This is a genomic window from Thalassospira sp. GO-4, assembly GCF_023588965.1.
Lineage (GTDB): Bacteria > Pseudomonadota > Alphaproteobacteria > Rhodospirillales > Thalassospiraceae > Thalassospira > Thalassospira povalilytica.
The window spans coordinates 322,339-346,849 of the sequence record NZ_CP097807.1 but is presented as its reverse complement, the minus strand read 5'-3'; the positions used below and the strand labels follow the sequence as shown (position 1 = coordinate 346,849).

Here is a 24,511-nt window from a genome sequence, read left to right as displayed (position 1 = left end):
ATGACAAAGGCCCACCGGTTGGTGGGCCTTTTTTTCATCGCGGATCAGGTTGATCCGTATATGCAATCTGATTGCAGGGGCGATCAGGCGCTTGGCCAGCTGCCCTTAAGGCGTCCGCCGATGCGAACCGATTCAATACGTTTGGCCAGGCCGGTCTTGTCATCGGTTTCGACAAACACACCGCACACGGTCGCCGGGCCTTCGGCCGGTTCAAAACGACCGGACGGCATTTTGGTCAGGAATTTGCGAACCGAGTTTTCCTTTTTCATGCCGATGACGGAATCAAAGTCACCACACATGCCAACATCGGTCTGATAGGCCGTACCATTTGGAAGAATTTGCGCATCCGCCGTTGGCACATGGGTATGCGTGCCCAGTACAAGCGATGCCCGCCCGTCGCAATGATGACCAAACGCCATCTTTTCCGACGTGGTTTCGGCATGGAAATCCAGAATGATCGCATCGACATTCTTGCCCAGCTTGTGCTTGCCAAACAGCTTGTCCGCGCCCTGGAACGGGCAGGAAAGCGGATCCATGAAAAGACGGCCCATCATATTGATGACGCAGACCTTCTTGCCCGATCTGGTTTTGAACACGTAATCGCCATTGCCCGGCGTCCCATCAGGGAAATTCCAGGGACGCAGGAGTTTTTCATCCTCGTCGATATAGGCGATGATTTCGCGTTGATCCCAGACATGGTTGCCGGTGGTCAGGACATCCGCCCCCGCCGCGTAGAATTCCTTGCAGATTTTGGCGGTCACACCGAAACCATGGGCCGCGTTTTCGACATTCACCACAGCGATATCAACAGACAGGCGATCGCGAAGCATCGGTAATGCTTCCAGCGCTGCCTTGCGGCCGGTTTGGCCGAGAACGTCGCCAAGATGAAGTAAACGCATATTCTTTCCTGTGTTTTTTTACATACCTCAACTTGCAGGCATGATTTTAGCAATGCTCCCTGATCCGGGACGCACCGCATACTGCATTACGCAAAGGAGAAGGGATTTGTTCAATAAGATAAGCGGGAGCCGCCGCTGCCGTTGGCCATGTGGTAATTCCTCGTGACCTGCAGGTGCAGGTGGGCGCCGTATAACCAGACCACGGCCTGGCAAGGGACAGCTCCCTAGAGAAATGAGCATCGGCCCCGGGAATTAGCGAACCTGACGAACAGGGCAGCCCCCTTATGCTGGGTTCTTGATCGCCGCGTACGGCGCATCGCAAACGGTCAGCGACGGGAACTTAGTCCCCGGTCATTGGAATTTCAAGTGGATTACACGCATTTGTCAGCGTCCCCACCCCGCATCTGACCATCGTACGATCACGGATCGCAGATAATCGGCAATCAGCTTTGTGCAAGCTTGTCGGCGATGGCTTCGACCCGGGCGGCCATTGTTTCGATATTTTCAGCCAGCTCATCACTTTGCGCATCGGACAAACCGACCGGTTGTGGCTGTTGCGGGGTCTGGTTTGCGAGCTGTTCCTGCGCATTGCCAAGTTCATCGGCAATCAGCAGGCTGGTCATGACCAGCAAACGCTGTTCCCCGATCTGGCCGACCGCATCGGCAATTTCCTTAACACGGTCATTCACATAACCCGCAAGGGCGTGAATGCGATCTTCCTGCCCGTCATCACATGCGATGTCGTAGCTGCGACCATTAATGCGGATGGATACCTGTGCCATGGATTACGCCTGTTTCTTTACGGGGTCTTCGGCAAGAACGAATTTAAGCTGATCTACTGCACCGTCGAGCCGGGCGGAAACCGTTTCGGTTGCCTCGGTCAGACGATCATAATCCGCGCGCATCGCCGAAAGTTGCGCACGCAACGCTTCAACTTCCTGGGTGTCTGAAACGGCGGACTGATTTTTCTGACTGATGGCCGACTCCGCTGCCAGTTCCAGACGGTCCAATGCTGATTTCAGTCGATCACTTGCCTGTTGCAACCGCGACATGGATTATTACCCGATTGTTTGCTGTTTTTCCCTAGACCACAGAACGAATTGATCTGTGACGAATCACTATGGGCCTTATCAAGACCTGTGAAGATGTCATGATCATGGCTTTAACACCCGACACCCTGATCAACAACATTTTTGCCCGGCTGACGGCAAAAACACCGCAAGCCGACATTGGTGATAACATCAGGAAAACACGGGGTGCCAATCACAAACCGGTCAGCATGGCGATCCGCAGCCATGCACAACCGACACATCTGTTAGCCGGAATCCGGGTAACAGGCGTCGTTTTTTGACAGAAGCGGTTGACGGATGCCCCCCATAAGGGCATCTTCCGCGCGAATTCCGTTAATTATGGAATAACCGTATTTAAAGTGTTTTCATCGCCCGACCGCGAAACCCCCAGGAACCGCATCACATGACGACGCAAGTAGAACACAACCGCATGGCCAATGCCATCCGCTTCCTCTCGGCAGACGCTGTTGAGAAAGCCAACTCCGGACATCCCGGCATGCCGATGGGCATGGCAGACGTTGCGACTGTTCTTTACACCAAATTCTTGAAATTCGATCCGAAGCACCCGAACTGGCCGGACCGCGACCGTTTCATCCTGTCGGCTGGTCACGGCTCGATGCTTCTTTATTCGCTTCTGCACCTGACCGGTTACGAAGATTTCGATCTTGATCAGATCAAGAATTTCCGTCAGATGGGCTTCCGCACTGCCGGCCACCCGGAATTCGGCCATGGCGCAGGCATCGAAACCACCACCGGCCCGCTGGGTCAGGGTATTGCGACCTCGGTCGGTTTCGCACTTGGCGAACGCATCATGAATGCCCGTTTTGGCGATGATGTTGTTGATCACTACACCTATGTGATTGCGGGCGACGGTTGCCTGATGGAAGGCATCTCGCAGGAAGCCATTTCGATGGCCGGTCACATGAAACTTTCGAAACTGATCGTTCTGTTTGACGATAACGGCATTTCGATTGACGGCCCGACCTCGCTTTCGACGTCTGAAGATCACACCAAGCGCTTCGAAGCTGCTGGCTGGGATGTTCAGGAAATTGACGGCCACGACCCGGTCGCCATCGAAGCCGCCATTGCCAAGGCAAAAACCACCAACACCCCGTCGATGATCGCTTGCAAAACCCAGATCGGTTTTGGCGCACCGACCAAAGCTGGTAGTTCGGCAACGCACGGTGCTGCCCTTGGCGCCGAAGAACTTGCCGGCATGCGCAAGAAACTGAATTGGGATTACGAGCCGTTCGAAATCCCGGCCGACATTCGCGAAGCTTGGCTTGCAGCCGGTAGCCGCGGTGCGGATGATTTCAATGCCTGGGGTTCACGTTTCGAAGGTCTTGAAGCTGGTCTGAAAGACGAGTTCGAGCGCCGCGTCGAAGGCAAACTGCCGGAAAACTGGATCGAAGCGTTCAACGACTACAAAAAGCAGATCACCGCTGATCAGCCGAAAGTCGCGACCCGTAAGGCTTCGCAGAACATTCTTGAAGTTCTGACCAAAGCGATCCCGGAAATGATCGGCGGTTCTGCCGACCTGACCGGTTCGAACAACACCAAGACCGGCGTTCAGGCACCGATCACTGCCGAAGGCGGTTATGAAGGCGCGTATATCTATTACGGTATCCGTGAACACGGCATGGCAGCAGCCATGAACGGTCTGGCCCTGCATGGCGGCGTTCTGCCCTATGGCGGGACCTTCCTGGTCTTTACCGATTATTGCCGCCCGTCGATCCGCCTGTCGGCTTTGATGAACCAGCGCGTTGTTTATGTCATGACCCATGATTCCATCGGTCTTGGCGAAGACGGCCCGACCCATCAGCCGGTCGAACATGTTGCGTCGCTGCGTGCGATGCCGAACGTCACCGTGATCCGCCCGGCGGACGCAGTCGAGACGGCAGAAGCATGGGCAATGGCCATCACCAATGAAAGCGGCCCGACCGTTCTGGCACTGACCCGCCAGAACCTGCCGACGCTGCGTACCGATTATCGTGAAGACAACCTTGTCGCACGTGGCGGTTATGTGATTTCCGATTGCGATGGCGATCGTCAGGTTACCCTGATTGCGACCGGCTCCGAAGTCGAGATCGCAGTTGATGCGCAGGCCAAGCTGAAAGCAGACGGCATCAATGCCGCTGTTGTTTCGCTGCCGAGCTGGGAACTGTTTGACGCCCAGTCGCCGGAATACCGCAAGGACGTTCTGGGCAGCGCACCGCGCGTTGCCATCGAAGCCCTGTCGGTGTTTGGCTGGGAAAAATATGTTGGCGATAACGGAAAGGTTATCGGCATGCACGGTTTCGGTGCTTCGGCCCCGGCCCCGGTTCTTTACGAGCATTTCGGCATCACTGCCGACGCGCTGGTCAAAGCAGCCAAGGAACTGGTTTAATTTACAGGGCCGGATCGGTAACATGCCGATCCGGCCTTTTTTCTATGGGTTTTGAACCCTAAGCCGTGATTGATACTCCCCAGGTACCAATCATTATAATTTTGGAGGGATGAATGGCTATTCGCGTAGCGATTAATGGTTTTGGTCGTATCGGCCGTCTTGTTCTGCGTTCTATCGTTGAAAGCGGTCGCACCGACGTTGAAGTTGTTGCCATCAACGACCTGGGTGACGTCAACACCAACGCACATCTTCTGAAATATGATTCCGTTCATGGCGTTCTTGCCAACGAAGTCAAAGCCGAAGGCGATAACCTGGTCATTGACGGCAAAGCCATCAAGGTTTGCTCCGAACGTGACCCGGCGAACCTGCCGTGGGCAGCGCTGAATGTTGATATCGCATTTGAATGCACCGGTATCTTCCTTGACGAAGCCGGCGCAGGCAAGCACCTGACCGCTGGCGCAAAACGCGTTCTGATTTCGGCCCCGGCAAAGGGCGATATCAAGACCGTTGTTTACGGTGTTAACTCCGACACCCTGACGGCTGATGACGTCATCGTTTCGAACGCTTCGTGCACCACCAACTGCCTGGCACCGGTTGCAGACGTTCTGAACAAGACCGTTGGCATCACCAAAGGCTTCATGACCACTGTTCACGCCTTCACCGGCGACCAGAACACCGTGGACAGCCTGCACAAGGACCTGCGCCGTGCACGTTCGGCATCGCTTTCGATGATCCCGACCTCGACCGGTGCAGCCAAGGCTGTTGGTCTTGTTCTTCCGGAACTCAAGGGCAAACTCGATGGCACCGCCATCCGCGTTCCGACCCCGAACGTTTCCATGGTTGACCTGACCTTCGTTGCTGGCCGTGACACCACCGTTGATGAAGTCAACGCCGCCATCAAAGAAGCTGCAAACGGTCCGCTCAAAGGCGTTCTTGGCGTTTGCGAAGCACCGCTGGTTTCGGTTGATTTCAACCATAACCCGAACAGCTCGACCTTTGATGCGACCCAGACCCAGGTCATGGATGGCAACTTTGTTCGTATCCTGTCCTGGTATGACAACGAGTGGGGCTTCTCCAACCGTATGAGCGACACCGCTGTCGCCATGGCGAAGTTCCTCTAAGCTTCGTTTGATCCGAATTTGGAAAGAGCCCGAAGTATTCTGCTTCGGGCTCTTTTCTTTTGGTGGCCAATCGGTCAGTCTTGCCGTCACCCTGCCCGCCCGGTCAACGCAAAGGAACCAGACCGTGAGCCTATTGTTCAAGGAACTCGATTATCGACCGACCCCGATGGGGGTTTTGAGCCTGCGCCGACGTCGCGAGCTCAGCCTTGATATCGATGTTTATGAAATCAAGCTTGATGACGAATACCTGATGTCAAGCCTGTTTACCGATGCTGAAATCGCGCTGGCCGACCTTGGGCTGGCGGACCTTGCCGGTGACAACCTTGATGTTGTGGTTGGCGGACTGGGCCTTGGTTATACCGCAAAGGCGGCACTCGACAATCCGAAGACCGGAAAGCTTACGGTTCTTGATACCCTTCCCGAAGTCATCGAATGGCACCAGCAGGGATTGCTGCCACTTGGTGAACAGCTTTCGGGTGATCGGCGCTGCGAACTGGTTCATGCGGATTTCTTTGGCGCATCACTTTCCGGTATTGCGGGCATGAACCCGCAACGCCCCGATACCAGACATGATGCCATTCTGCTTGATGTTGATCATTCACCGGGCAATGTTTTGCATGACGATCACAAGCGCCTTTATACAAAGGACGGCTTGCAGAAACTTGCGACACATCTGGTGCCCGGCGGGGTCTTTGCACTTTGGTCCACGGAATTGCCCGAACCCTGGTTTGAAGAAAATCTGGCGGCGGCCTTTGACGACATTCGCGCCGAGGTCATTACATTCCGCCATCCGCTGATTGACCGTGAAGATATCAATACGGTCTATATCGCACGCAAAGCATCGTAAGACGGTCCTGCCGATGACGGTATTTCACGATCCGGTCATTCGCATTCATGGCATCAAAGGTGCCAAATCGGCCTGTCGTGTGTTGGCCGACCGGCCATTTGTTTTGCTGTCGCCTGAACATGCCGCCCAAATCAACGGGGCACAGTGGTTTGCCGATCTGGTCGGGCTGACACGCGATGAGTTTCCGACTGCGGCCTTTCGCGCCATTCTTGATTGTCGCGGGCGCATGTCGGGGGCTCTGGCGGCACTTGAAATCGGTCTGGATGGCGTGATCATTGATCCGCCGGGCGACAAACAAACCGAAAACCTGCGCGACATGGGTCGGCAACGCGGATGTCAGGTTTTCACAGCCCCGCCCCCGTCCGATGCGATATACGAGATGGAAGACCACCGGCTTCCCGATCATGAACTTGACCGGCGCCTTGGTGCCAGCCTTGGCTAGGCAATTGCCAAAAGCAGCGCCAGGCGTTACATAACACGCAGGAAATCATCAGGAATTATCACCGTGAACACTGACGAACTTGCCGGTCTTTATCTTTTGACCCCGCCGAAAATCGAACTTGCATCCTTTGGCGAGACGCTGAAGTCGGTTCTTGATACCGGTGCGGTTGATTGCCTGCAGCTTCGCCTGAAAGATGTCAGCGATGATGAAATCCGCAAGGCGATCGATACCATCCTGCCGATGTGTAACGACCGCGACATTCCGCTGATCCTTAATGATCGCCCCGACATTGCCAAAAAGGCCGGCTGTGACGGTGTCCATATTGGCGAAGAAGACGCCAGCTATGACGAGGCGCGCGCCATCATGGGCGAGGAACATATCGTTGGTGTATCGTGCTATGACAGCCGCCATCGCGCGATGATCCTTGGTGAAAAGGGTGCGGATTACGTTGCCTTTGGCGCGTTTTACCCGACCCAGACCAAAGAAGCCAAAACCAGCGTTACGCCGGAAATCCTTGAAATCTGGACGACCTTTACCACGGTGCCATGTGTTGCCATCGGCGGCATCACCGCGGACAATGTCGCCCCGATTGTTCTGGCCGGGGCGGATTTTGTCGCCGTGACCGGCGGGGTCTGGAACCATCCGGACGGCCCCGAAGCCGGTGCCAGGGCCATCAAGGCAGCAATTGCCGCAACCGAGGCCTGAGACAGACTGACATCGTAAAATGTCAGGGGTGGCAAAAGCTTGGCCCCAGCCATGCGGGAATGACGGGCTGTCATGCGCGATAACCCTGATCAATCTGCTTGCAGCAAAACAGCCAAACTGATAGTTAGAGCCCCTTAAATGGGGCGAGTGCCCCCTATTGCATTGTGAATCTGTGATCTGAAAGAACGGTTGGTGCCATGAAAATCAACGGCAACGAAATCCGTCCGGGTAACCTTATCGAACATAAAGGTGCCCTGTGGCGTGCAGTAAAATGCCAGGCTGTAAAGCCGGGTAAAGGCGGTGCTTTTAACCAGGTTGAACTTAAAGACATTCGTACCGGCACCAAGCTGAACGAGCGTTTCCGTGCATCGGAAACCGTCGAAAAGGTTCGCCTTGAGCAGAAAGAATACACCTACCTGTTCGCCGATGGTGACATGATCACCTTCATGGACACCGAAACCTATGATCAGATCACGATCAATTCCGACCTTGTTGGCGAACCCGCTGTTTATCTTCAGGATGGCATGGTTGTTACCATCGAATCCTTCGAAGGTGAGCCGCTTGGCGTGACCCTTCCGGAACATGTCGTCTTCCAGATTGTCGAAGCCGATGCTGTTGTCAAAGGTCAGACCCAGTCTTCTTCTTTCAAACCGGCCGTTCTTGAAAACGGTGTTCGTGTGATGGTGCCCCCGCATATTGAATCGGGTACGCGCATTGTCGTGAACACGGTTGAAGGCACCTATATCGAGCGTGCCAAGGACTAAGGGCGTTCCCTGCCCTTCGGTTTTTCTTTAATTCAAACACCGGGAGATATGCCGTGCGAGGCGCCGCCCGTCGTTCTGCGAATATCAACGTTATGTACAAGGCTGTCGAAAAGGCAGCCTATGGACTGAAACGCGACTTCGGTGAAGTCGAAAACCTTCAGGTGTCGATGAAAGGCCCGGCAGATTTCGTATCTGCGGCTGATCACCGTGCCGAGAAACGCCTGCGTGAAGAACTTGAACGTGCCCGTCCGGGTTACGGCTTCCTTCTTGAAGAAGGCGGTGAGGTCAAGGGTTCCGATCCGGAACATCGCTGGATCATTGATCCGCTTGATGGCACCACCAACTTCCTGCATGGCATTCCGCATTTTGCCATTTCGGTTGCCCTTCAGAAGGGTGACGAAATCATCGCTGGCATGATTTATGACGTTGCCAAGGATGAGTGCTTCTGGGCGGAAAAGGGCCTTGGTGCGTTTCTTGACAACCGTCGCCTGCGTGTTTCCGGCCGCCGTCGTTTGAACGAATGTGTTCTGGCTTGTGGCGTTCCGCATCTTGGTCATGGTGATCATGCTGCATTCGAAAAACAGCTGCATTCGGTCATGGACCGTTGTGCGGGTGTTCGTCGCATGGGTGCCGCATCCCTTGATCTGGCCTATGTCGCAGCCGGTCGTTATGACGGCTATTGGGAAGCACATCTCAATGCCTGGGACATTGCAGCGGGTCTTTTGATCGTGACCGAAGCTGGCGGTTATGTCCGCGACGCCAATGGCGGCACCAACATGCTTGGTACCGGCAGCGTGGTTGCAGCCAACGACTATATACAGCCGGTTCTGGCCAAAACGCTTAAGAAAGCGATCACGGACTAACATCCCGCTTTTATTACCGTTTTTTGAAAGGGGCACTTCGGAATTTACCGAAGTGCCCCTTTTGCTTTATCGGTCAAAGCGGTTGTCCATTATCTGTCTCTAAGCTATGGTGCATGGTACTGCGTAGCCATTTGACGGGCTGCCAGAAAACAGGGGTGGCATTCGATAATTTTTCCGGGTGCCTAACGATCGACACAAAACTGTGTAAAAAAGAAAAACGTTATAAGACGATTTCAAACACAGGGTATTAAGGGGCCTGCGATTTGATGAAGGGGTATTCCAAGATTTCCGTGCTTGCGATGTCGGCTGCACTGGGAACCACCGTGTTCTTTGCTGCGAACGCATCCGCACAGCAATACTCCCCCGTCTCGGTTGACAATAGCGTCCAGGTAAACTGGGACGTCGCAGACGGTTTTGGTGATCAGCCAACCGTCCCGCAATATCTTTCACCGTCCGTATCACGCGAACATATCGTGATGCCCGGTGGTGATCTGATCTTTCCGGAAACCAAACCGAAATCCGAATTTCTTGCCAGCAACCAGTTTGCCGAAACCGGCAGTGCAGGCACCTATGACAGCGACTTTGAGACGGTTGTCATTGATGGTTCGGCTGGCGGCAGCGCATTTCCGACCCAATCAGAATTTTATGGTGTTCCGGGTGTAAACCCGTCAGCCGCAATGGATGATGGTGCCAATCAGGTCATCGCCCTTGAACAGCCTGCACCGACGTCTGCGCCGCGCAGCAAGCCTGCCGCACCGGTCGCGGTTGCCAGCAGCACATCAAATGCAAATGCGCCCACACCGCTGACCAAACCGGCATCTGCCCCGGCACCGACATCGGCACCAGCCGCACCGGTCATGGCCGAAGCACCGGCTTCGAGCCCGGCACAGGCAACATCGGTGGCAGCAGCGTCCACATCTGCACCTGTATCATCACCGGCACCTGCCCCGGCGACAGAAACGGCCGAGATGGTCGAACCGCCAAAGGCCCCGCCGCTTTTGTCTGATGACAGTGGCGCATCGTCGGCACCAAGTGCACCGGTCGTCGAACCGATTGCCAAGGGCAACGAAGTTCCCCCGCCGCCGGCACCGTCACCCGACACCACACAATCAGCCGCCACCATGGCGGAAACAGCCCCAGCAGCGAAAGCAGAACCGGCACCGGCACCGGCCGCCGAGGAAGCAGCCATTCCCCCGGCAAACCAGTCCGCACCGGCCCCGATGCCGGCTGCTGGCAGTGACGAATACAGCCTTGGCTTTGCCGCAGACAGCTTTGAGCTGACCGGTCAGGCCAAAAGCGCGCTTGATCAGGTGATTTCGGCAATGAACAAGGATGACAGTCTTCGTATCCAGCTTCAGGCCTATGCCCAGGGCGATGGTGCCAATGCATCCAAGGCGCGCCGCCTGTCGCTGTCGCGCGCGCTTCAGGTTCGTTCCTATCTGATTGATCAGGGCGTGCGTTCAACGCGCATTGATGTTCGTGCCCTGGGTGCGAATGTTCCGTCCGGCCCTGCCGATCGCGTCGATATCAAAACCGTTCAACGCTAGGATTAATCCATCATGAGCAGTCAATCGGCCAATGGTGCAGGTACGCTCCTGCCCATTACCAAACCCGGAAGTTATCTGACACGTATGGCGATCTTTGTTGCCATCATCGTCGGGGTCGGCGCCCTGCTGTTCCCTGCATTGTCTGATGCCTTTATGGCCAATGCTGTTCTTAATGGCTTGATCCTTGGCGTATTTGTCGTCGGGGTGATTTACACCTTCCGCATGGCTGCCAGCCTGTCACCGGAAGTCACCTGGATCGAGGATTTCCGTCGGTCCCGCCCCGGTCTGACATCACAGGTTCCGCCGAAACTTCTGGCCCCGATGGCCAGCATGATGGCCGAACAGCGCCGCGATCGCCCGCAACTTTCGACGACATCGACCCGCACCATCCTTGATTCCATCCGGTCGCGCCTTGATGAAAGCCGCGAATTGTCGCGCTATATCGTTGGTCTTCTGGTGTTTCTTGGTCTGTTGGGTACCTTCTGGGGCCTGCTTCAGACCGTGAACTCGGTTGCCGACGTCATTGGCAATGTCAATGTCGGCAGCGGATCGAACATGGATCTGTGGTTCTCTGATCTTAAGGAAGGCCTGTCAGAGCCGCTGAGCGGCATGGGGACGGCGTTCTCGTCCTCGCTGTTTGGTCTTGCCGGTTCGCTGGCACTTGGTCTTTTGGATATGCAGGCCGGTCAGGCCCAGAACCGGTTCTTCAACGATCTTGAAGAATGGCTTTCAAGCTTCACCCGTCTGGGTTCGGGAAGCGCGCTTTCGGATGGCGAACAATCGGTTCCGGCCTATCTTTCGGCACTGATCGAACAGATGGCCGACAATATGGAAGGACTGCAAAATTCCATCCAGCGTTCGGAAAGTTCCCAAATCAAGTCGCACAATACCCTGATTGACCTGGCCGACAAATTGTCGACCCTGACCGATCAGATGAAGGCCGAACAGCAATTGATGGTCAAGCTGGCGGAAAACCAGATGCACCTGAAACCGGTGCTTGATCAACTGGCGGACTCCATGAAAATGGGCAGCTTCGGGATTGACGACAACACGCGCGCCCATATCCGTTCGCTTGATAACCAGCTTGGCCGTGTCGCCGAAGAACTGACCGTCGGCCGCCAGCAATCCACACAGGAAATCAGAAGCGAGATCAAGCTTCTGGCCCGTACCATCGCCGCCATCGCCGAGGAGGGCTGATCGCATGATCGGGCTTTCGCGCCGTCGTAACCGCGATGTGAATACCTGGCCGGGCTTCGTTGATGCGCTGGCAACGCTTTTGATGGTGATCATCTTTCTTCTGATGATCTTTGTCATTGCGCAGGTTTATCTGGGTGCCGCCCTTTCGGGACGTGACGAGGCACTGAGCGATTTGACCGCCCAGGTCAACGAGCTGACCAATCTTTTGTCGCTTGAACGTGGAAACAATCAGCGGATGGAACTGGAACTGACCCAGTTGACCACCGAGCTTTCCAATACCAGCGACCAGCGTGACGACTTGAAGTCCCGCGCAGCCGCCCTTGCGACCCAGCTTGCCGATGCCAAACTTTCGGCTGACGAGATCGAGAAGAAGCTTCTTGCTGCTTTGGCGACCCTTGAAACCAAGGAGACAGAGCTTTCGGAACTGCGCAGCAACAGCGAAGAAAAGATCGCCGATCAGGAAACCCGCATCGAAGAACTTTCTGCCCTGCTCGCCTCGCGGGCATCGGAACTTGAAACCCAGAAAAATCTGAGCGCAGAAGCACAGGCACAGGTCGCTGCCCTTAATCAGCAGATGCTTGCCCTGCGCCAGCAATTGCAAAAGATCGAAGCCGCACTTGAGGCGTCCGAACGCGAGAATGCCGACAAGGAAGCCCAGATCGTCAATCTTGGACAGCGCCTGAATGCGGCACTTGCCACCAAGGTTGCCGAGTTGCAGCGTTATCGTTCGGAGTTCTTTGGCCGCCTGCGCGAAGTTCTTGGCGACCGTCAGGATATCCGCGTTGTCGGTGACCGCTTTGTGTTCCAGTCCGAAGTTCTGTTTGGATCGGGATCAGCCGATCTTGGCGAAGAAGGTCAGGAACAGCTGGCAAAACTTGGTCAGACCCTGACGACGATTGCATCGGAAATTCCCGACGATATTGACTGGGTCATGCGTGTTGACGGTCATACGGACAAGGTTCCGATCCGTAACCTCAAATTCGCATCGAACTGGGAATTGTCATCGGCACGTGCCATATCGGTGGTCAAATTCCTGATCGATCAGGGCGTCCCGCCCAACCGGCTGGTAGCAGCAGGCTTTGGTGAATATCAACCCCTTGATAACCGCGACGATGAAATCGCCTATCGCCGCAACCGGCGTATCGAGTTCAAGATTACTGAACGCTGATATCAACCACACAGAAATCTTTGACAAGGCCCCGCGGCATATGCTTCGGGGCCTTAATTTTTCTGGTGGGATCAAGGACTTCCCGCTAGGGTCGAAAACCGCGTCACCTTGATATCAAAACATCCATATTTCGGAGCCACCATGCTGCGCGATATTTCGCCCCAGAGTATTTTCATGGGCCTGTTGGCAGGCTTTGTCGGGTCTGCCAGTTCGTTTGCTGTTGTCCTTCAGGGGCTGAGTGCGGTTGGTGCAACACCGCAACAAGCTGCATCGGGCCTGATGGCGCTTTCGATTTCCATGGGTCTGTGTGCGATTGTGCTGTCGCTCAAGACCCGTCTTCCGATCAGCATTGCCTGGTCAACGCCCGGTGCGGCTTTGCTTGCCACATCCGGTGCGATCGAAGGCGGCTTTGCGGTTGCGGTCGGTGCGTTTATCGTCTGTGCAATCCTGATCATCATAAGCGGCGTGTGGAAACCGTTGGGTCGGGCCGTTGCCGGCATTCCTGCGCCCCTTGCCAATGCAATGCTGGCCGGGGTGTTGCTGGGCCTGTGTCTGGCCCCGGTCAAGGCGGTTGCATTTGACCCGTTGCTTGGCCTGCCGATTGCGATTGCCTGGCTGGTGGTCGGGCGATTTAACCGCCTTCTGGCGGTGCCAGCGGCGTTGCTGGCTTTTATCGCCGTCATGATTTTCGGGGTCGACTTCCCGGAAAATGCGCTGTCGGATTTAAGCGGATCGATCGCCCCGCCGGTCGAATTTGTGATGCCGGTTTTCACGCTTGGTGGTCTGGTCGGCATTGCGCTTCCGTTGTTTATCGTCACCATGGCATCGCAAAACATTCCGGGCACGGCGGTCTTGCGCGCCAATGACTATGACACCCCGCCCGGCCCGCTTTTTACCGTGACGGGTATTTTTTCACTGCTTTCGGCCCCGTTCGGTGGTCATGCGGTCAATCTGGCGGCCATCACCGCGGCCCTGTGCGCTGGCAAGGATGCCCATCCTGATCCGGCCAAACGGTATTGGGCGGCGGTATCGGGCGGTGTTTTCTATATCGTGTTCGGATTGCTTGCCGGTCTTGTCACGGCCTTTATCAGCCTTGCACCGGGCATCCTGATCGAAGCGGTTGCCGGACTGGCCCTGATTGGCGCCTTTGCCGGATCAGCCGTTGCCGCCTTTCGCGAGGAAGACGCCCGCGAGGCCGCCGCCGTGACCTTTATCGTTACGGCCGCCGGACTGACATTCTATGGAATTTCCGGGGCATTCTGGGGATTGCTTGCCGGCGGTCTGATTTACCTTCTGACCCATCTCAGGAACCGCTAGACATCCTGAATTGCGAAAAGGCCCGGCATTGGATTTGCCGGGCTTTTTTTCTTTTCAGCCGGTTTTGGCAGATGAATTGTCATTCGTGTCAATCACATCAGACACCGATAATTTGCCAAGCAGCTCGCGCATGGCGTCATATTGCGACAGAAAAACCCTTCCGGTCAGATCATCAAGAAAATGGGCGCATTTCAGACGGTCCATCACCGGGCCTTTGACTTCTGACAGATGCAGGGCAATACCCATTTCATCAAGCCGGTGATTGATGGCTTCAAGCGATTCCAGTGCGCTCAGATCAATCTCGTTGATGGCCGAACACATCAGAATGACATGCCTGAGCCGGTCATCCCCGACCACACGATCAAAGATGTAATCTTCAAGAAAGCGGGCATTGGCGAAATAGAGGCTTTCGTCAATGCGGATCGTCAGGATCGATGGATCGGTAATCACCTTATGACGTTTGATGTTGCGGAAATGCTGGGTGCTTGGCACCAGTCCGACTTCCGCAATATGGGGCCGTGACGTTTTATACAGGAACAACCCGATCGACAGCACGACACCCGACGTCACCCCGACTTCAACACCGAAGCCCAGCGTCAAAAGGATCGTTGCCAGCACCGCGACGAAATCGGCCTTTGAATATTGCCAGCTGGTTTTAAGGATCGAAAAATCGACCAGCGACAGCACGGCCACAATGATCGTGGCGGCAAGCGTTGCCTTGGGCAGGAAATAGACAAGCGGCGTAAGGGCAATGGCCGCGATCGCCAAACCAATTGCGGTAAAGGCACCGGCCGCCGGGGTTTGCGCACCAGCATCAAAATTGACAACCGAACGGGCAAAGCCACCGGTCACCGGATAGCCACCGGTAAAGGCCGCCCCGATATTTGCCGCACCAAGGCCGATAAGTTCCTGATCCGGGTTGATGCGCTGGCGGCGCTTGGCCGCCAAGGTTTGCGCGACCGAGATCGATTCAACAAATCCGATTACAGAAATCAGAATGGCCGGCACCAGCAAATCCGACACCAGTCCGACCGAAAAATCGGGCATGGTCAGCGGCGGCAGACTTTGGGGCACGTCGCCGACAATTTTGACGCCACCATCGGCCAAATGAAACTGCCAAACCGCAAATGTCGTCACCATGACCGCGGCAACCGGTCCGGCCTTTGTCACGACATCGGCAAGTCGTGGCCCTATGCCGATCTTGTGCAAGGCGGGTTTAAGCCCCTTGCGCACCCAGAACAGAAACAGCGTTGCAAGCCCGCCAATCAACAGGGTCATCGGATTGGTTTGCGGAAGATGCACAACAAGGGATGTCACCATTTCCCAAAGATTATGCCCGCCGGCATCCACACCCAGAATGTGCCTGATCTGGCTTGTCGCAATCAGAATGCCCGATGCGGTGATAAATCCGGCAATCACCGGATGGGACAGAAAGTTGGCCAGGAAACCAAGCTTGAACACCCCCATCGCAAGCAGGATCGCCCCGGAAAGCGCCGCAAGTGTAAGGGCCGCCAACGCATAGCCCATCGTACCTGTCTCGGCCACATTGCCGATCGCCGCGGCCGTCATCAGCGAAACCACGGCCACCGGCCCGACGGCCAATGCGCGGCTTGTGCCGAAAATAGCATAAAGAATGATCGGGACAATCGATGCGTAAAGCCCGGCTTCCGGCGGCAATCCCGCCAGAAGCGCATAGGCCAGCGATTGCGGGATCAGCATGATCGTCACAATGATGGCGGCAACCATATCATTGCCGAACGCAGTCCGGTCATAGCTGCGGCCCCAGTCAAGGACAGGGATATATTTCCCAAGACGCGGCAAGGTCATGTTTGGCAACTTTCGATCATATTGCACAGGTTCAAGGCGCAGCCTTACAACCCGTTCAGGGGAACCTTGAGCATCAGGCGACCGCTTTGATCCTTGGGCAGTTGGCCCGCACGCATATTGACCTGCAGCGATGGCAGGATCAGACGCGGCATATCAAGCTGTGCGTCACGTTCAGTGCGGAATTTGATGAATTCTTCGCGCGTCTTGCCCGCGCCAACATGAATGTTGAACCGGCGTTCGTCGCCAACCGTGGTTTCCCAACGGATGTCACGGCCATTGGGTCCATAGTCATGGCACATGAACAGGCGCATCTCGTCGGGCAGTGACAGCACCTTTTGAATGCTGTCATACAAAACACCGGCATCCCCGCCCGGGAAATCGGCGCGCGCCGAACCGCCATCAGGCATGAACAGCGTATCGCCGACAAAGGCAGCATCCCCCATGACATGCACCATGCAGGCCGGCGTATGGCCCGGGGTAAAGATCGCAAAGCAGGTCATGGATCCAACCTGATAGGTATCGCCATCTTCAAACAGCTTGTCGAACTGGCTGCCATCACGCTGGAACTCGGTCCCTTCGTTGAAGATCTTGCCAAAGGTTTCCTGAACAACCCGGATATTGGCCCCGATGCCCAGCTTTCCGCCCAGCTGTTGCTGGATATAGGGGGCCGCAGACAGGTGATCGGCATGAACATGGGTTTCAATGATCCATTGCAGATCAAGTTCGCGTTCGCGAATGTCCTTGATGATGGCGTCTGCGTGATCAAAACTGATGCGGCCAGCGGCATAGTCGATATCCATGACGGAATCGACCACGGCACAGGCGTTACTTTCCGGGTCCTTGACCACATAGCTGATGGTGTTGGTTGCGTCGTCAAAGAATGCGCGAACGTCTGGCTTTACAGACATATTTACCGGATACGGGGACATGGTATCTCCTTCGGTCAGGCGCACAGATCCGGCGCCGTTAAACACTGTTGAGATCATCCTACCCAGTCATGGTGAAGCGCGTCTGTGACCAAGTCACCAAACACATTCAAATATTATAATTTTTTGATTTTATTGATGAAACAGAAGCCTGAAAGCAGGTGCCTTTACTGTTTAGCCAACGCCTTGATCTGATCACGGTCAAGAATATGGATGACTCCGCGCGCCTGTTCGATCCAGCCCCGACGCTGGAATTCGGCAAGCTGGCGGGAAATGACTTCGCGTGCGGTGCCAAGCTCGCCTGCAAGTTTTTGGTGGGTTGTCTGGATGGTTTGCTGTTCGGATGACAATTCGATCAGCTTTTGCGCCAGCCGGATATCAAGCCTGCGAAACGCGATTTCTTCGACCACTGCAAACAGATCGGTCATGCGGCGCGAATAGGCCATAAAGACGAACTGGCGAAATTCCGGTGAATCCGCAACCATGCGATCAAACACATCACGGGGAATGGCCACCGCCTGCAACCCGGTTTCTGCGATGCCTTCGGCGGAATAATCTTCATATGCCATCAGACAGGCTGTGGTTAACACACAGCTTTCACCGGCATGCACACGATACAGAACAATTTCACGCCCGGTTTCAGATGTTTTCTGAACCCGCACCGTACCACTTAGCAGCAACAATAACTGTTCGGGTGGCTTTCCCGGGCCAAAGATCACGGTATCGACCGGAATATCAATAACCCGGCTGTTATCGGTCAGATATTGGCGAAGCTCTGTCGACAAACGCGACAATCCGGGAAACTGCATGATCCAGTCTGCGTGCGACATATTTTATCCTGTCTGTTTCCCGCGCCATTCAAAACAACAAAAACCTTTTGTGTTTTGTCTTCTTGGCCCCGCAAATGCAAGCCCAAAGCACTGATCTGAAATCCGGGGGATGGTGGGCAGCCCCGGAACCCGCGGCCAGTTTCCGCCCTTACGGCAACCGGATACGGGGGCGCCCGTAAAATCTGATCATTCCTTGTTGGTCGGGATGATCAGATTGCCACGATCATCGATTTCCCAGAACGGGTTAAAGGCAACCTCCCAGGCATGCCCATCCGGGTCGCGGAAATATCCGGAATACCCGCCCCAGAAAACCTTTTCGGCCGGCTTCTGGATTTTGGCCCCGGCTTTCTCGGCCTCGGCCATGACATGATCGACTTCTTCTTCGCTGCGCGCGTTAAAGGCCAGGGTCAGACCGGCAAAGCTGGCGCCTGTATCATCATCGAACTTGCCGTCTTCCTTAAGCGCATCACGCCCGAACAGGCCAAGGGCAAGACCATTGGACAGTTGGTAAAACACAACCTGCCCTTCGACCATTTCGGTCATTTTCCAGCCAAGGCCGTTTTCATAGAACCGGCGCGAACGATCCAGATCGGCAACGCCCAAGGTAATCAGCGAAACACGCTGTTCCATCTTATGCCCCCACTGATTGCTGCATTAAAATCTGTCTGACCATAACACATTGTTTTTCCCGGCCAGAAGACAGACTCGATCATCGCTCGAATATCGCATCGCAACAGAGACGCAATTATATTGCGCGTAAATCGGTACCGGAATAAGTAAATAATAAGTTGACCCAACGTCAACCGATGCAATCGGGCGTTTTACGCATTGCGATGCGAGTTCATTTTGAAAAAAGGTCAGTATTCATTACCATTCTTGTATTCGGTGATGGTCCCGCAAACCGACCCGAATGAATGAGAGAACAGGTCATACCGAAACACTGCACCACATCCCATATAATAAAATGCAGTGCGTAAGACCCGAATGACCCGAATATCAGAGAGATCCCAAGGGAGACCGGTCATGGCACAATTGGCGGCAATCAGTCTGGACGACAAATATACCCTGGAAGAGGGTCGGGTTTACCTGACAGGCATTCAGGCCCTGGTGCGCCTGCCCCTGATGCAGCGCCAGCTTGACGCGCGCGCCGGGTTGAATACGGCAGGCTGTATTTCGGGATATCGCGGATCGCCGCTGGGCGGACTGGATCAGCAGCTTTGGCGGGCCAAGAAGTTCCTGACCAAACAACAGATCGAATTTCAGGCCGGAGTAAACGAAGACCTTGCCGCAACCGTCGTCTGGGGCAGCCAGCAGGTCAATATGTACAAGGACGCCAAATATGATGGCGTCTTTGGCATGTGGTACGGCAAGGGCCCGGGTGTTGACCGGTCCGGTGACGTGTTCAAACATGCCAACCATGCCGGCACATCCAAACATGGCGGTGTTCTGGTTCTGGCCGGGGATGACCATTCGTGCAAATCATCCACCCTGCCCCACCAGACCGAATATGCGTTTATTGACGCACAGATCCCGGTGCTGAACCCGTCAGGTGTGCAGGATATTCTTGATTTCGGTATTCATGGCTGGGCCATGAGCCGCTATTCCGGGTGCTGGGTGGCGATGAAAACCATTGCCGAAACGGTCGAAAGCTCGGCCGCGGTTGATGTTGCCCCGGACCGCATCACGCCCGTTATCCCGACCGATTTTGTCATGCCCGAAGGCGGGCTTCATATCCGTTGGCCCGATACGCCAAAGGAACAGGAACACCGCCTGATGAAGTACAAGCTGTATGCCGCGCTGGCATATGCGCGTGCCAACAAGCTCAATAAAACCGTGATCGACAGCCCGAATGCGCGGCTTGGCATCATTACCACCGGCAAGGCATATCTTGATGTCATGCAGGCGTTTGACGACCTTGGCATTTCCGAGGAAGACGCCGCAAAGATCGGCATCAAGGTTCTCAAGGTCGGGATGAGCTGGCCGCTCAACCGCGACGATGTGCGTGAATTCGCCATGGGTCTGGAAGAAATCATCGTTGTCGAGGAAAAGCGCGCGGTGATGGAAAACCAGGTCAAGGAACAGCTTTATAACTGGCGCGAAGATGTCCGCCCGACTGTGATCGGCAAATTCGATGAAAAAGGCGAATGGATACTGCCATCGATGGATGAACTGACCCCGGCACGTATTGCCGTGGTTCTGGCCGAACGCATCAAGCGGTTCTATGACAGTCCGGCCATTCATGAACGCATCGACTGGCTTGCCGAAAAGGAAAAGGAAATCGCCGAACCACGCCCGGATGTGGCCCGCATTCCGTGGTTCTGCCCGGGGTGTCCGCATAACAGTTCGACCAAGGTTCCCGAAGGAAGCCGTGCGATGGCCGGTATCGGGTGCCATTACATGGTCAACTGGATGGACCGTTCGACCGAAACCTTTACCCATATGGGCGGCGAAGGCGTGACCTGGATCGGTCAGGCACCCTTTACCAATGAAAAGCATGTATTCCAGAATTTGGGCGATGGGACCTATTACCATTCCGGGTCTTTGGCCGTGCGGGCCGCCGTCGCGTCGGGTGTGAATATTACCTACAAGATTCTGTTTAACGATGCGGTCGCCATGACAGGCGGACAGCCGGTTGACGGTCCGCTGACCGTACCGCAAATCACCCGGCAAATGTATGACGAGGGTGCAAAACGCATCATCGTCCTGTCGGACGAACCTGACAAATATCCGATGGGATCGGACTTTGCGCCGGGTGTTGATATTCGCCACCGCGATGAGCTTGATAATACCCAAAAAGAACTGCGTGAAATCGAAGGTGTTTCGATACTGATCTTTGATCAGACCTGTGCTGCGGAAAAACGCCGTCGTCGCAAACGCAAACTGATGGTCGATCCGCCCAAGCGCGTTTTCATCAATGATCTGGTTTGCGAAGGCTGTGGCGATTGCGGTGAAAAGTCCAACTGCCTTGCGGTTGTGCCGGTCGAAACCGAATTTGGCCGCAAACGTGCGATTGACCAGTCGGCCTGCAACAAGGATTTCTCCTGTCTGAATGGTTTCTGCCCAAGCTTTGTCACCATTGAAGGCGGATCATTGCGCAAACCCGAAGCCGCGGCCAAGGGCGATAAATCAGGTGATGCGGTATTTGCCAGCCTGCCACGTCCGACCCTGCCCGATATTGATGATCCGTGGTCGGTTCTGATCACCGGGGTTGGGGGTACGGGTGTTGTGACCATTGGCGCGTTGCTTGGCATGGCAGCCCATATCGAAGGCAAAGGTATTGTCGGGCTTGATATGGCGGGTCTGGCGCAAAAAGGCGGTGCGGTTGTCAGTCATATCCGCTTTGCCAATGACCAGAACAAACTGCATGCTGCCCGCATTCCGGCCGGTGAAGCCAATGTGGTTCTGGGCTGTGATCTTCTGGTTGCGGCAAGTTACGAAGGCCTTGCCAAGATGCGCCGCAACTTCACACAGGCGGTGATCAACACCCATGAAACCGTCACCGGTGCCTTTACCCGCAATCCGGACTTCCAGCTCAAGACCAACGAGCATATGAAAGTCATCAATGATGCGTGTGGGGCGGATGCGGTGCATTTTGTCGAAGGCAGTGACATTGCAACCCGCCTGATGGGCAATTCAATTGCGACCAACCTGTTCATGCTGGGTGTTGCCTGGCAGCGCGGTCTGATCCCGATCAGCGAAGAAGCCCTGATGCAGGCGATCGAGCTTAATGGTGTTGGTGTGGACATGAACAAGCAGTCCTTCCACTGGGGCCGCCTTTATGCTCACGATCCCAAACGGGTAATTGATGTGGTCGGCCCGAACGAAGCCGAAGCCCATCCGATCGCAACCGACCTTTCCGACATCGTTGCCAAACGTCGGGCCTTCCTGACCGACTATCAGAATGCTGCTTATGCGGATCGCTTTGTTGCGCTGGTTGACAAGGTTTCTGCTGCAGAAAAGCGGCTTGGTGGTGGTGATGAATTGTCACGCACGGTTGCCAAATATTACTTCAAACTGATGGCTTATAAGGACGAATACGAAGTCGCGCGTCTTTACACCGATCCAAGGTTCCTTGCCAAACTGGCGAAAAACTTTACCGGTGATTACAAGATCAACTTCCACCTTGCCCCGCCGGCCATTGCGACCCAGGACCCGGAAAGCGGTCAGCTGAAAAAATCGACATATGGCCCCTGGATGATGAGTGTTTTCCGCATACTTGCGAAATTCAAATTCCTGCGCGGATCATCGCTTGATCCGTTTGGCCGTACCCATGAACGCAAGATGGAACGCCAGCTGATTGCCGATTACGAGAAGCTTGTTACAGAAGTTATCGACGGCCTGACTTCGGATAACTTCCGCATTGCCAACGCATTGCTGGCGCTTCCGGAACAAATTCGCGGTTATGGACATGTCAAGGACGCCAATATCGCCAAGGTAAAGAAACGCGAAGCCGAACTGATCGAACAGTTCCGCAACCCGCCAGAGCACCTCAAGGCAGCGGAGTAAATCCCTGCAATCGACAAAAGGCCCCGGGTATTCTCCGGGGCCTTTTGTTTATGCCGCTCAGGTCACAAACACCGCGTCATTGCCCCCACCCTGAAGACGGGTCGCCGCCGTTTGACCAAACGAAATCAAAAGCTTTTTGCGCCTTGCTGCCGAAAGTGAGGATTCCTCACATTGGCGAATGATCGCGGCTTCAAATCGATCTGCGACAATCAACCCGACATCATCAGGGATCAGATCGCGCGGAAAATCCATCGGCACGGCAAAGAAAAAGCGGTCACAATAATCAAGATAGCTTTGCCATTTCTGATCAGCCCGGAAATCCTCGACCGAGGATTTGACTTCGACTGCCCACAATTCCCCCTTGGCCCCCAATGCCAAAACATCCAGCCGACGACCATTCCCCAACCGAAGCTCGGTCAGACAGGACATCTGATGATGATACAAAAGCCGACAGACACCATTGGTGACTTCGGCGGTGATTTGGGGACGGGTTTGCGTTTCCATGACGAAATCCTACAAAAACAAAAGCCCGCTCGAAAGCGGGCTTCTCGGAATCGTGAATGTCTCCTGACAGGAACTGTCAGCTCATTCCCAGTGCGCGTTTGTAAACTTCGAGGATTTCTTCCTGTTCGGTGCGCTCGTGATCTTCCATTTTGCGCAGACGGATGATCTGGCGCAGGATTTTCACATCATAGCCAAGGGCCTTGGCTTCGCCATAGACTTCCTTGATGTCGGCCATCAGGTTGGCCTTTTCTTCTTCGAGACGTTCGATACGCTCAACATAGCTCGCAAGCTGATCGGCTGCGATACCACCGACTTCGGTCATCAATTCTTCTCCGATGATGGATTGCACAGCGGATACCCGGTGCGCGAAATTTTCAATGCGGCGCGACGATACTCAATGCACTGGCCGCTGACAAGTGCCATCAGGACAGATTGCCTGATCCCGGCACGGTTCGTTCGATCAGACAATCAGCCACCGCCAGCAAGGCATCATTGACACTGGCCCCGCGTTCGATGGCGGCATTGTAGATCTCGCGCTGACGGCGTGCACTGGTGCCGCGATGGATGATTTCGCGGGCATGTTCGACCTCGGCAACACAGCCGAAATATTCAGCATCAGGGCGGATCAGTTCAAGGATTTCCTCGACCAGATCGGCATAGGGTACGATTTCCCCGCGCCCGAAATCAATCAGTCCCGCCTTGTCCCCGGCATCACTGCCATATCGGCAGGCCCGCCAGCGGTTTTCGCGCACCAGCATGTTCGAATAAATGCGCCAGCGCTGATTATTGCGCCGCAAACGATACAGCATCCGCATCACACAACGGGTAATCGATGCCACGCAAATCGCATCTTCCAGATCGGTACAAACATCGGCAATGCGCATTTCAAGCGTCGGCCAGCGATCAGAGGGACGCAAATCCCACCAAAGCTTGGTGCCATCTTCGATCACGCCTGCCTGGATCAGCATATCGACATGGCGACGATATTCCGCCCATGACCCGAAAACTTCCGGAAGGCCTGTGCGCGGCAGGTTGTCAAACACCGAAAGCCGGAAAGTCTGAAGGCCGGTATCCCTGCCCCGCCAGAACGGGGAGCTTGTCGTCAGCGCCAAAAGATGGGGCAGGAAGTAACTTGCCTGCGCCATCAATTCGATCCGAAGATCATCGTCCTCGATCCCGATATGGACATGCATCCCGCAAATCAGCAAACGATCAACCACGGTACGCAGATCACGCGCAATCGTGTTGTAGCGTTCACCGTCAGTATGTTTCTGACTGTCCCATTGCGCAAACGGATGGGTCGAGGCCGCAAGCAGCGCCATGTCATATTTCGCAGCCACCCCGGACAGGGTGGAACGCATATGGACAAGTTGCGCACGGGCCTCGGCCGCACTGTTGCAGACCGTGCTTCCGGTTTCGATCTGACAACGCATGAATTCGCTGGAAACCTGATCGCCAAGTTCTGCCTTGGCGTCTTTCAGGAAATCGGCGGGCGGGTCCTTGGCAAGATCGCGGCTTTGGCGATCAACAAGCCAGAATTCTTCTTCGATCCCGATGGAAAATCCCGGTTCGCGCGCACTGGACCCAACCAA

The 24,511-nt window shown here is 55.2% G+C and carries 23 protein-coding genes and 1 other RNA gene; 13 read left to right on the top strand and 11 right to left on the bottom strand.

Features of this window, described 5'->3' with window-relative positions; genetic code table 11:
• Nucleotides 1–83 precede the first annotated feature (83 nt).
• The 4 genes from M9H61_RS01735 to M9H61_RS01720 form a co-directional block, all read right to left on the bottom strand.
• Nucleotides 84–899 carry a TIGR00282 family metallophosphoesterase gene (locus M9H61_RS01735; RefSeq protein WP_068518123.1) on the bottom strand — a complete coding sequence of 272 codons (816 nt, stop codon included), beginning with the start codon at nt 897–899 and terminating at the stop codon, nt 84–86.
• Between the two features lie 122 nt (nt 900–1,021).
• Nucleotides 1,022–1,182: non-coding RNA, 6S RNA (gene ssrS, locus M9H61_RS01730), on the bottom strand.
• Between the two features lie 160 nt (nt 1,183–1,342).
• Nucleotides 1,343–1,681: a cell division protein ZapA gene (locus M9H61_RS01725; RefSeq protein WP_068518124.1), complete on the bottom strand. Its 339-nt coding sequence runs from the start codon at nt 1,679–1,681 to the stop codon at nt 1,343–1,345.
• Between the two features lie 3 nt (nt 1,682–1,684).
• Nucleotides 1,685–1,951 carry a hypothetical protein gene (locus M9H61_RS01720; protein WP_068518125.1) on the bottom strand — a complete coding sequence of 89 codons (267 nt, stop codon included), beginning with the start codon at nt 1,949–1,951 and terminating at the stop codon, nt 1,685–1,687.
• A 68-nt stretch (nt 1,952–2,019) separates the two neighbouring features.
• On the opposite strand from M9H61_RS01720, the gene M9H61_RS01715 reads away from it, so the two are divergent.
• The 12 genes from M9H61_RS01715 to M9H61_RS01660 all read left to right on the top strand — a co-directional run bounded on the left by M9H61_RS01715 (nt 2,020) and on the right by M9H61_RS01660 (nt 14,326).
• Nucleotides 2,020–2,250, top strand: coding sequence for a hypothetical protein (locus M9H61_RS01715; protein ID WP_206927344.1), 231 nt, complete (start codon nt 2,020–2,022; stop codon nt 2,248–2,250).
• A 122-nt stretch (nt 2,251–2,372) separates the two neighbouring features.
• Nucleotides 2,373–4,355 (top strand): transketolase, encoded by a 1,983-nt coding sequence (gene tkt, locus M9H61_RS01710; protein WP_068518127.1) that lies wholly within the window; start codon nt 2,373–2,375, stop codon nt 4,353–4,355.
• Nucleotides 4,356–4,468: 113 nt separating this feature from the next.
• On the top strand, nt 4,469–5,476 hold the full coding sequence (gene gap, locus M9H61_RS01705) for a type I glyceraldehyde-3-phosphate dehydrogenase (protein ID WP_068518128.1): 1,008 nt from the start codon (nt 4,469–4,471) through the stop codon (nt 5,474–5,476).
• A 124-nt stretch (nt 5,477–5,600) separates the two neighbouring features.
• Nucleotides 5,601–6,323 carry a spermidine synthase gene (locus M9H61_RS01700; RefSeq protein WP_250283022.1) on the top strand — a complete coding sequence of 241 codons (723 nt, stop codon included), beginning with the start codon at nt 5,601–5,603 and terminating at the stop codon, nt 6,321–6,323.
• A gap of 13 nt (nt 6,324–6,336) precedes the next feature.
• Nucleotides 6,337–6,765: a hypothetical protein gene (locus tag M9H61_RS01695; RefSeq protein WP_250283020.1), complete on the top strand. Its 429-nt coding sequence runs from the start codon at nt 6,337–6,339 to the stop codon at nt 6,763–6,765.
• 63 nt (nt 6,766–6,828) lie between these two features.
• A complete protein-coding gene (gene thiE / locus M9H61_RS01690; RefSeq protein WP_250283019.1) occupies nt 6,829–7,470 on the top strand; it encodes a thiamine phosphate synthase in 642 nt (213 codons plus the stop codon).
• A gap of 197 nt (nt 7,471–7,667) precedes the next feature.
• Nucleotides 7,668–8,234, top strand: coding sequence for an elongation factor P (gene efp, locus M9H61_RS01685; RefSeq protein ID WP_068518132.1), 567 nt, complete (start codon nt 7,668–7,670; stop codon nt 8,232–8,234).
• 53 nt (nt 8,235–8,287) lie between these two features.
• Complete coding sequence (locus M9H61_RS01680) at nt 8,288–9,097, top strand: inositol monophosphatase family protein (RefSeq protein ID WP_206927340.1); 810 nt, start codon at nt 8,288–8,290, stop codon at nt 9,095–9,097.
• A 266-nt stretch (nt 9,098–9,363) separates the two neighbouring features.
• Nucleotides 9,364–10,644, top strand: coding sequence for an OmpA family protein (locus M9H61_RS01675; protein WP_250283018.1), 1,281 nt, complete (start codon nt 9,364–9,366; stop codon nt 10,642–10,644).
• Between the two features lie 12 nt (nt 10,645–10,656).
• Nucleotides 10,657–11,841 (top strand): flagellar motor protein MotA, encoded by a 1,185-nt coding sequence (locus M9H61_RS01670; protein WP_068518135.1) that lies wholly within the window; start codon nt 10,657–10,659, stop codon nt 11,839–11,841.
• 4 nt (nt 11,842–11,845) lie between these two features.
• The gene (locus M9H61_RS01665; protein WP_068518136.1) at nt 11,846–13,009 is read left to right on the top strand and encodes a peptidoglycan -binding protein; all 1,164 of its coding nucleotides are present in this window, start codon (nt 11,846–11,848) and stop codon (nt 13,007–13,009) included.
• A 141-nt stretch (nt 13,010–13,150) separates the two neighbouring features.
• Complete coding sequence (locus tag M9H61_RS01660; RefSeq protein WP_068518137.1) at nt 13,151–14,326, top strand: benzoate/H(+) symporter BenE family transporter; 1,176 nt, start codon at nt 13,151–13,153, stop codon at nt 14,324–14,326.
• A 54-nt stretch (nt 14,327–14,380) separates the two neighbouring features.
• Here the strand turns inward: M9H61_RS01660 and M9H61_RS01655 are convergent, their stop codons facing one another.
• The 4 genes from M9H61_RS01655 to M9H61_RS01640 all read right to left on the bottom strand — a co-directional run bounded on the left by M9H61_RS01655 (nt 14,381) and on the right by M9H61_RS01640 (nt 18,539).
• Nucleotides 14,381–16,153 (bottom strand): SulP family inorganic anion transporter, encoded by a 1,773-nt coding sequence (locus M9H61_RS01655; RefSeq protein WP_250283016.1) that lies wholly within the window; start codon nt 16,151–16,153, stop codon nt 14,381–14,383.
• Nucleotides 16,154–16,197: 44 nt separating this feature from the next.
• The gene (locus M9H61_RS01650) at nt 16,198–17,082 is read right to left on the bottom strand and encodes an MBL fold metallo-hydrolase (RefSeq protein ID WP_082817751.1); all 885 of its coding nucleotides are present in this window, start codon (nt 17,080–17,082) and stop codon (nt 16,198–16,200) included.
• A gap of 164 nt (nt 17,083–17,246) precedes the next feature.
• Nucleotides 17,247–17,909, bottom strand: coding sequence for a Crp/Fnr family transcriptional regulator (locus M9H61_RS01645; protein WP_250283014.1), 663 nt, complete (start codon nt 17,907–17,909; stop codon nt 17,247–17,249).
• Nucleotides 17,910–18,095: 186 nt separating this feature from the next.
• Nucleotides 18,096–18,539: a VOC family protein gene (locus M9H61_RS01640; protein ID WP_250283012.1), complete on the bottom strand. Its 444-nt coding sequence runs from the start codon at nt 18,537–18,539 to the stop codon at nt 18,096–18,098.
• A 393-nt stretch (nt 18,540–18,932) separates the two neighbouring features.
• Between M9H61_RS01640 and M9H61_RS01635 the strand changes: the two genes are divergently transcribed.
• Nucleotides 18,933–22,415, top strand: coding sequence for an indolepyruvate ferredoxin oxidoreductase family protein (locus M9H61_RS01635; protein ID WP_250283010.1), 3,483 nt, complete (start codon nt 18,933–18,935; stop codon nt 22,413–22,415).
• Between the two features lie 57 nt (nt 22,416–22,472).
• Here M9H61_RS01635 and M9H61_RS01630 read toward each other — a convergent pair whose 3' ends face one another.
• The 3 genes from M9H61_RS01630 to M9H61_RS01620 all read right to left on the bottom strand — a co-directional run bounded on the left by M9H61_RS01630 (nt 22,473) and on the right by M9H61_RS01620 (nt 24,511).
• Nucleotides 22,473–22,919, bottom strand: a complete 447-nt coding sequence (locus M9H61_RS01630; RefSeq protein WP_250283008.1) for an MmcB family DNA repair protein — start codon at nt 22,917–22,919, stop codon at nt 22,473–22,475.
• A gap of 76 nt (nt 22,920–22,995) precedes the next feature.
• A complete protein-coding gene (locus M9H61_RS01625) occupies nt 22,996–23,241 on the bottom strand; it encodes a DUF2312 domain-containing protein (protein WP_007090950.1) in 246 nt (81 codons plus the stop codon).
• 100 nt (nt 23,242–23,341) lie between these two features.
• A complete protein-coding gene (locus M9H61_RS01620) occupies nt 23,342–24,511 on the bottom strand; it encodes a carboxylate-amine ligase (RefSeq protein WP_250283005.1) in 1,170 nt (389 codons plus the stop codon).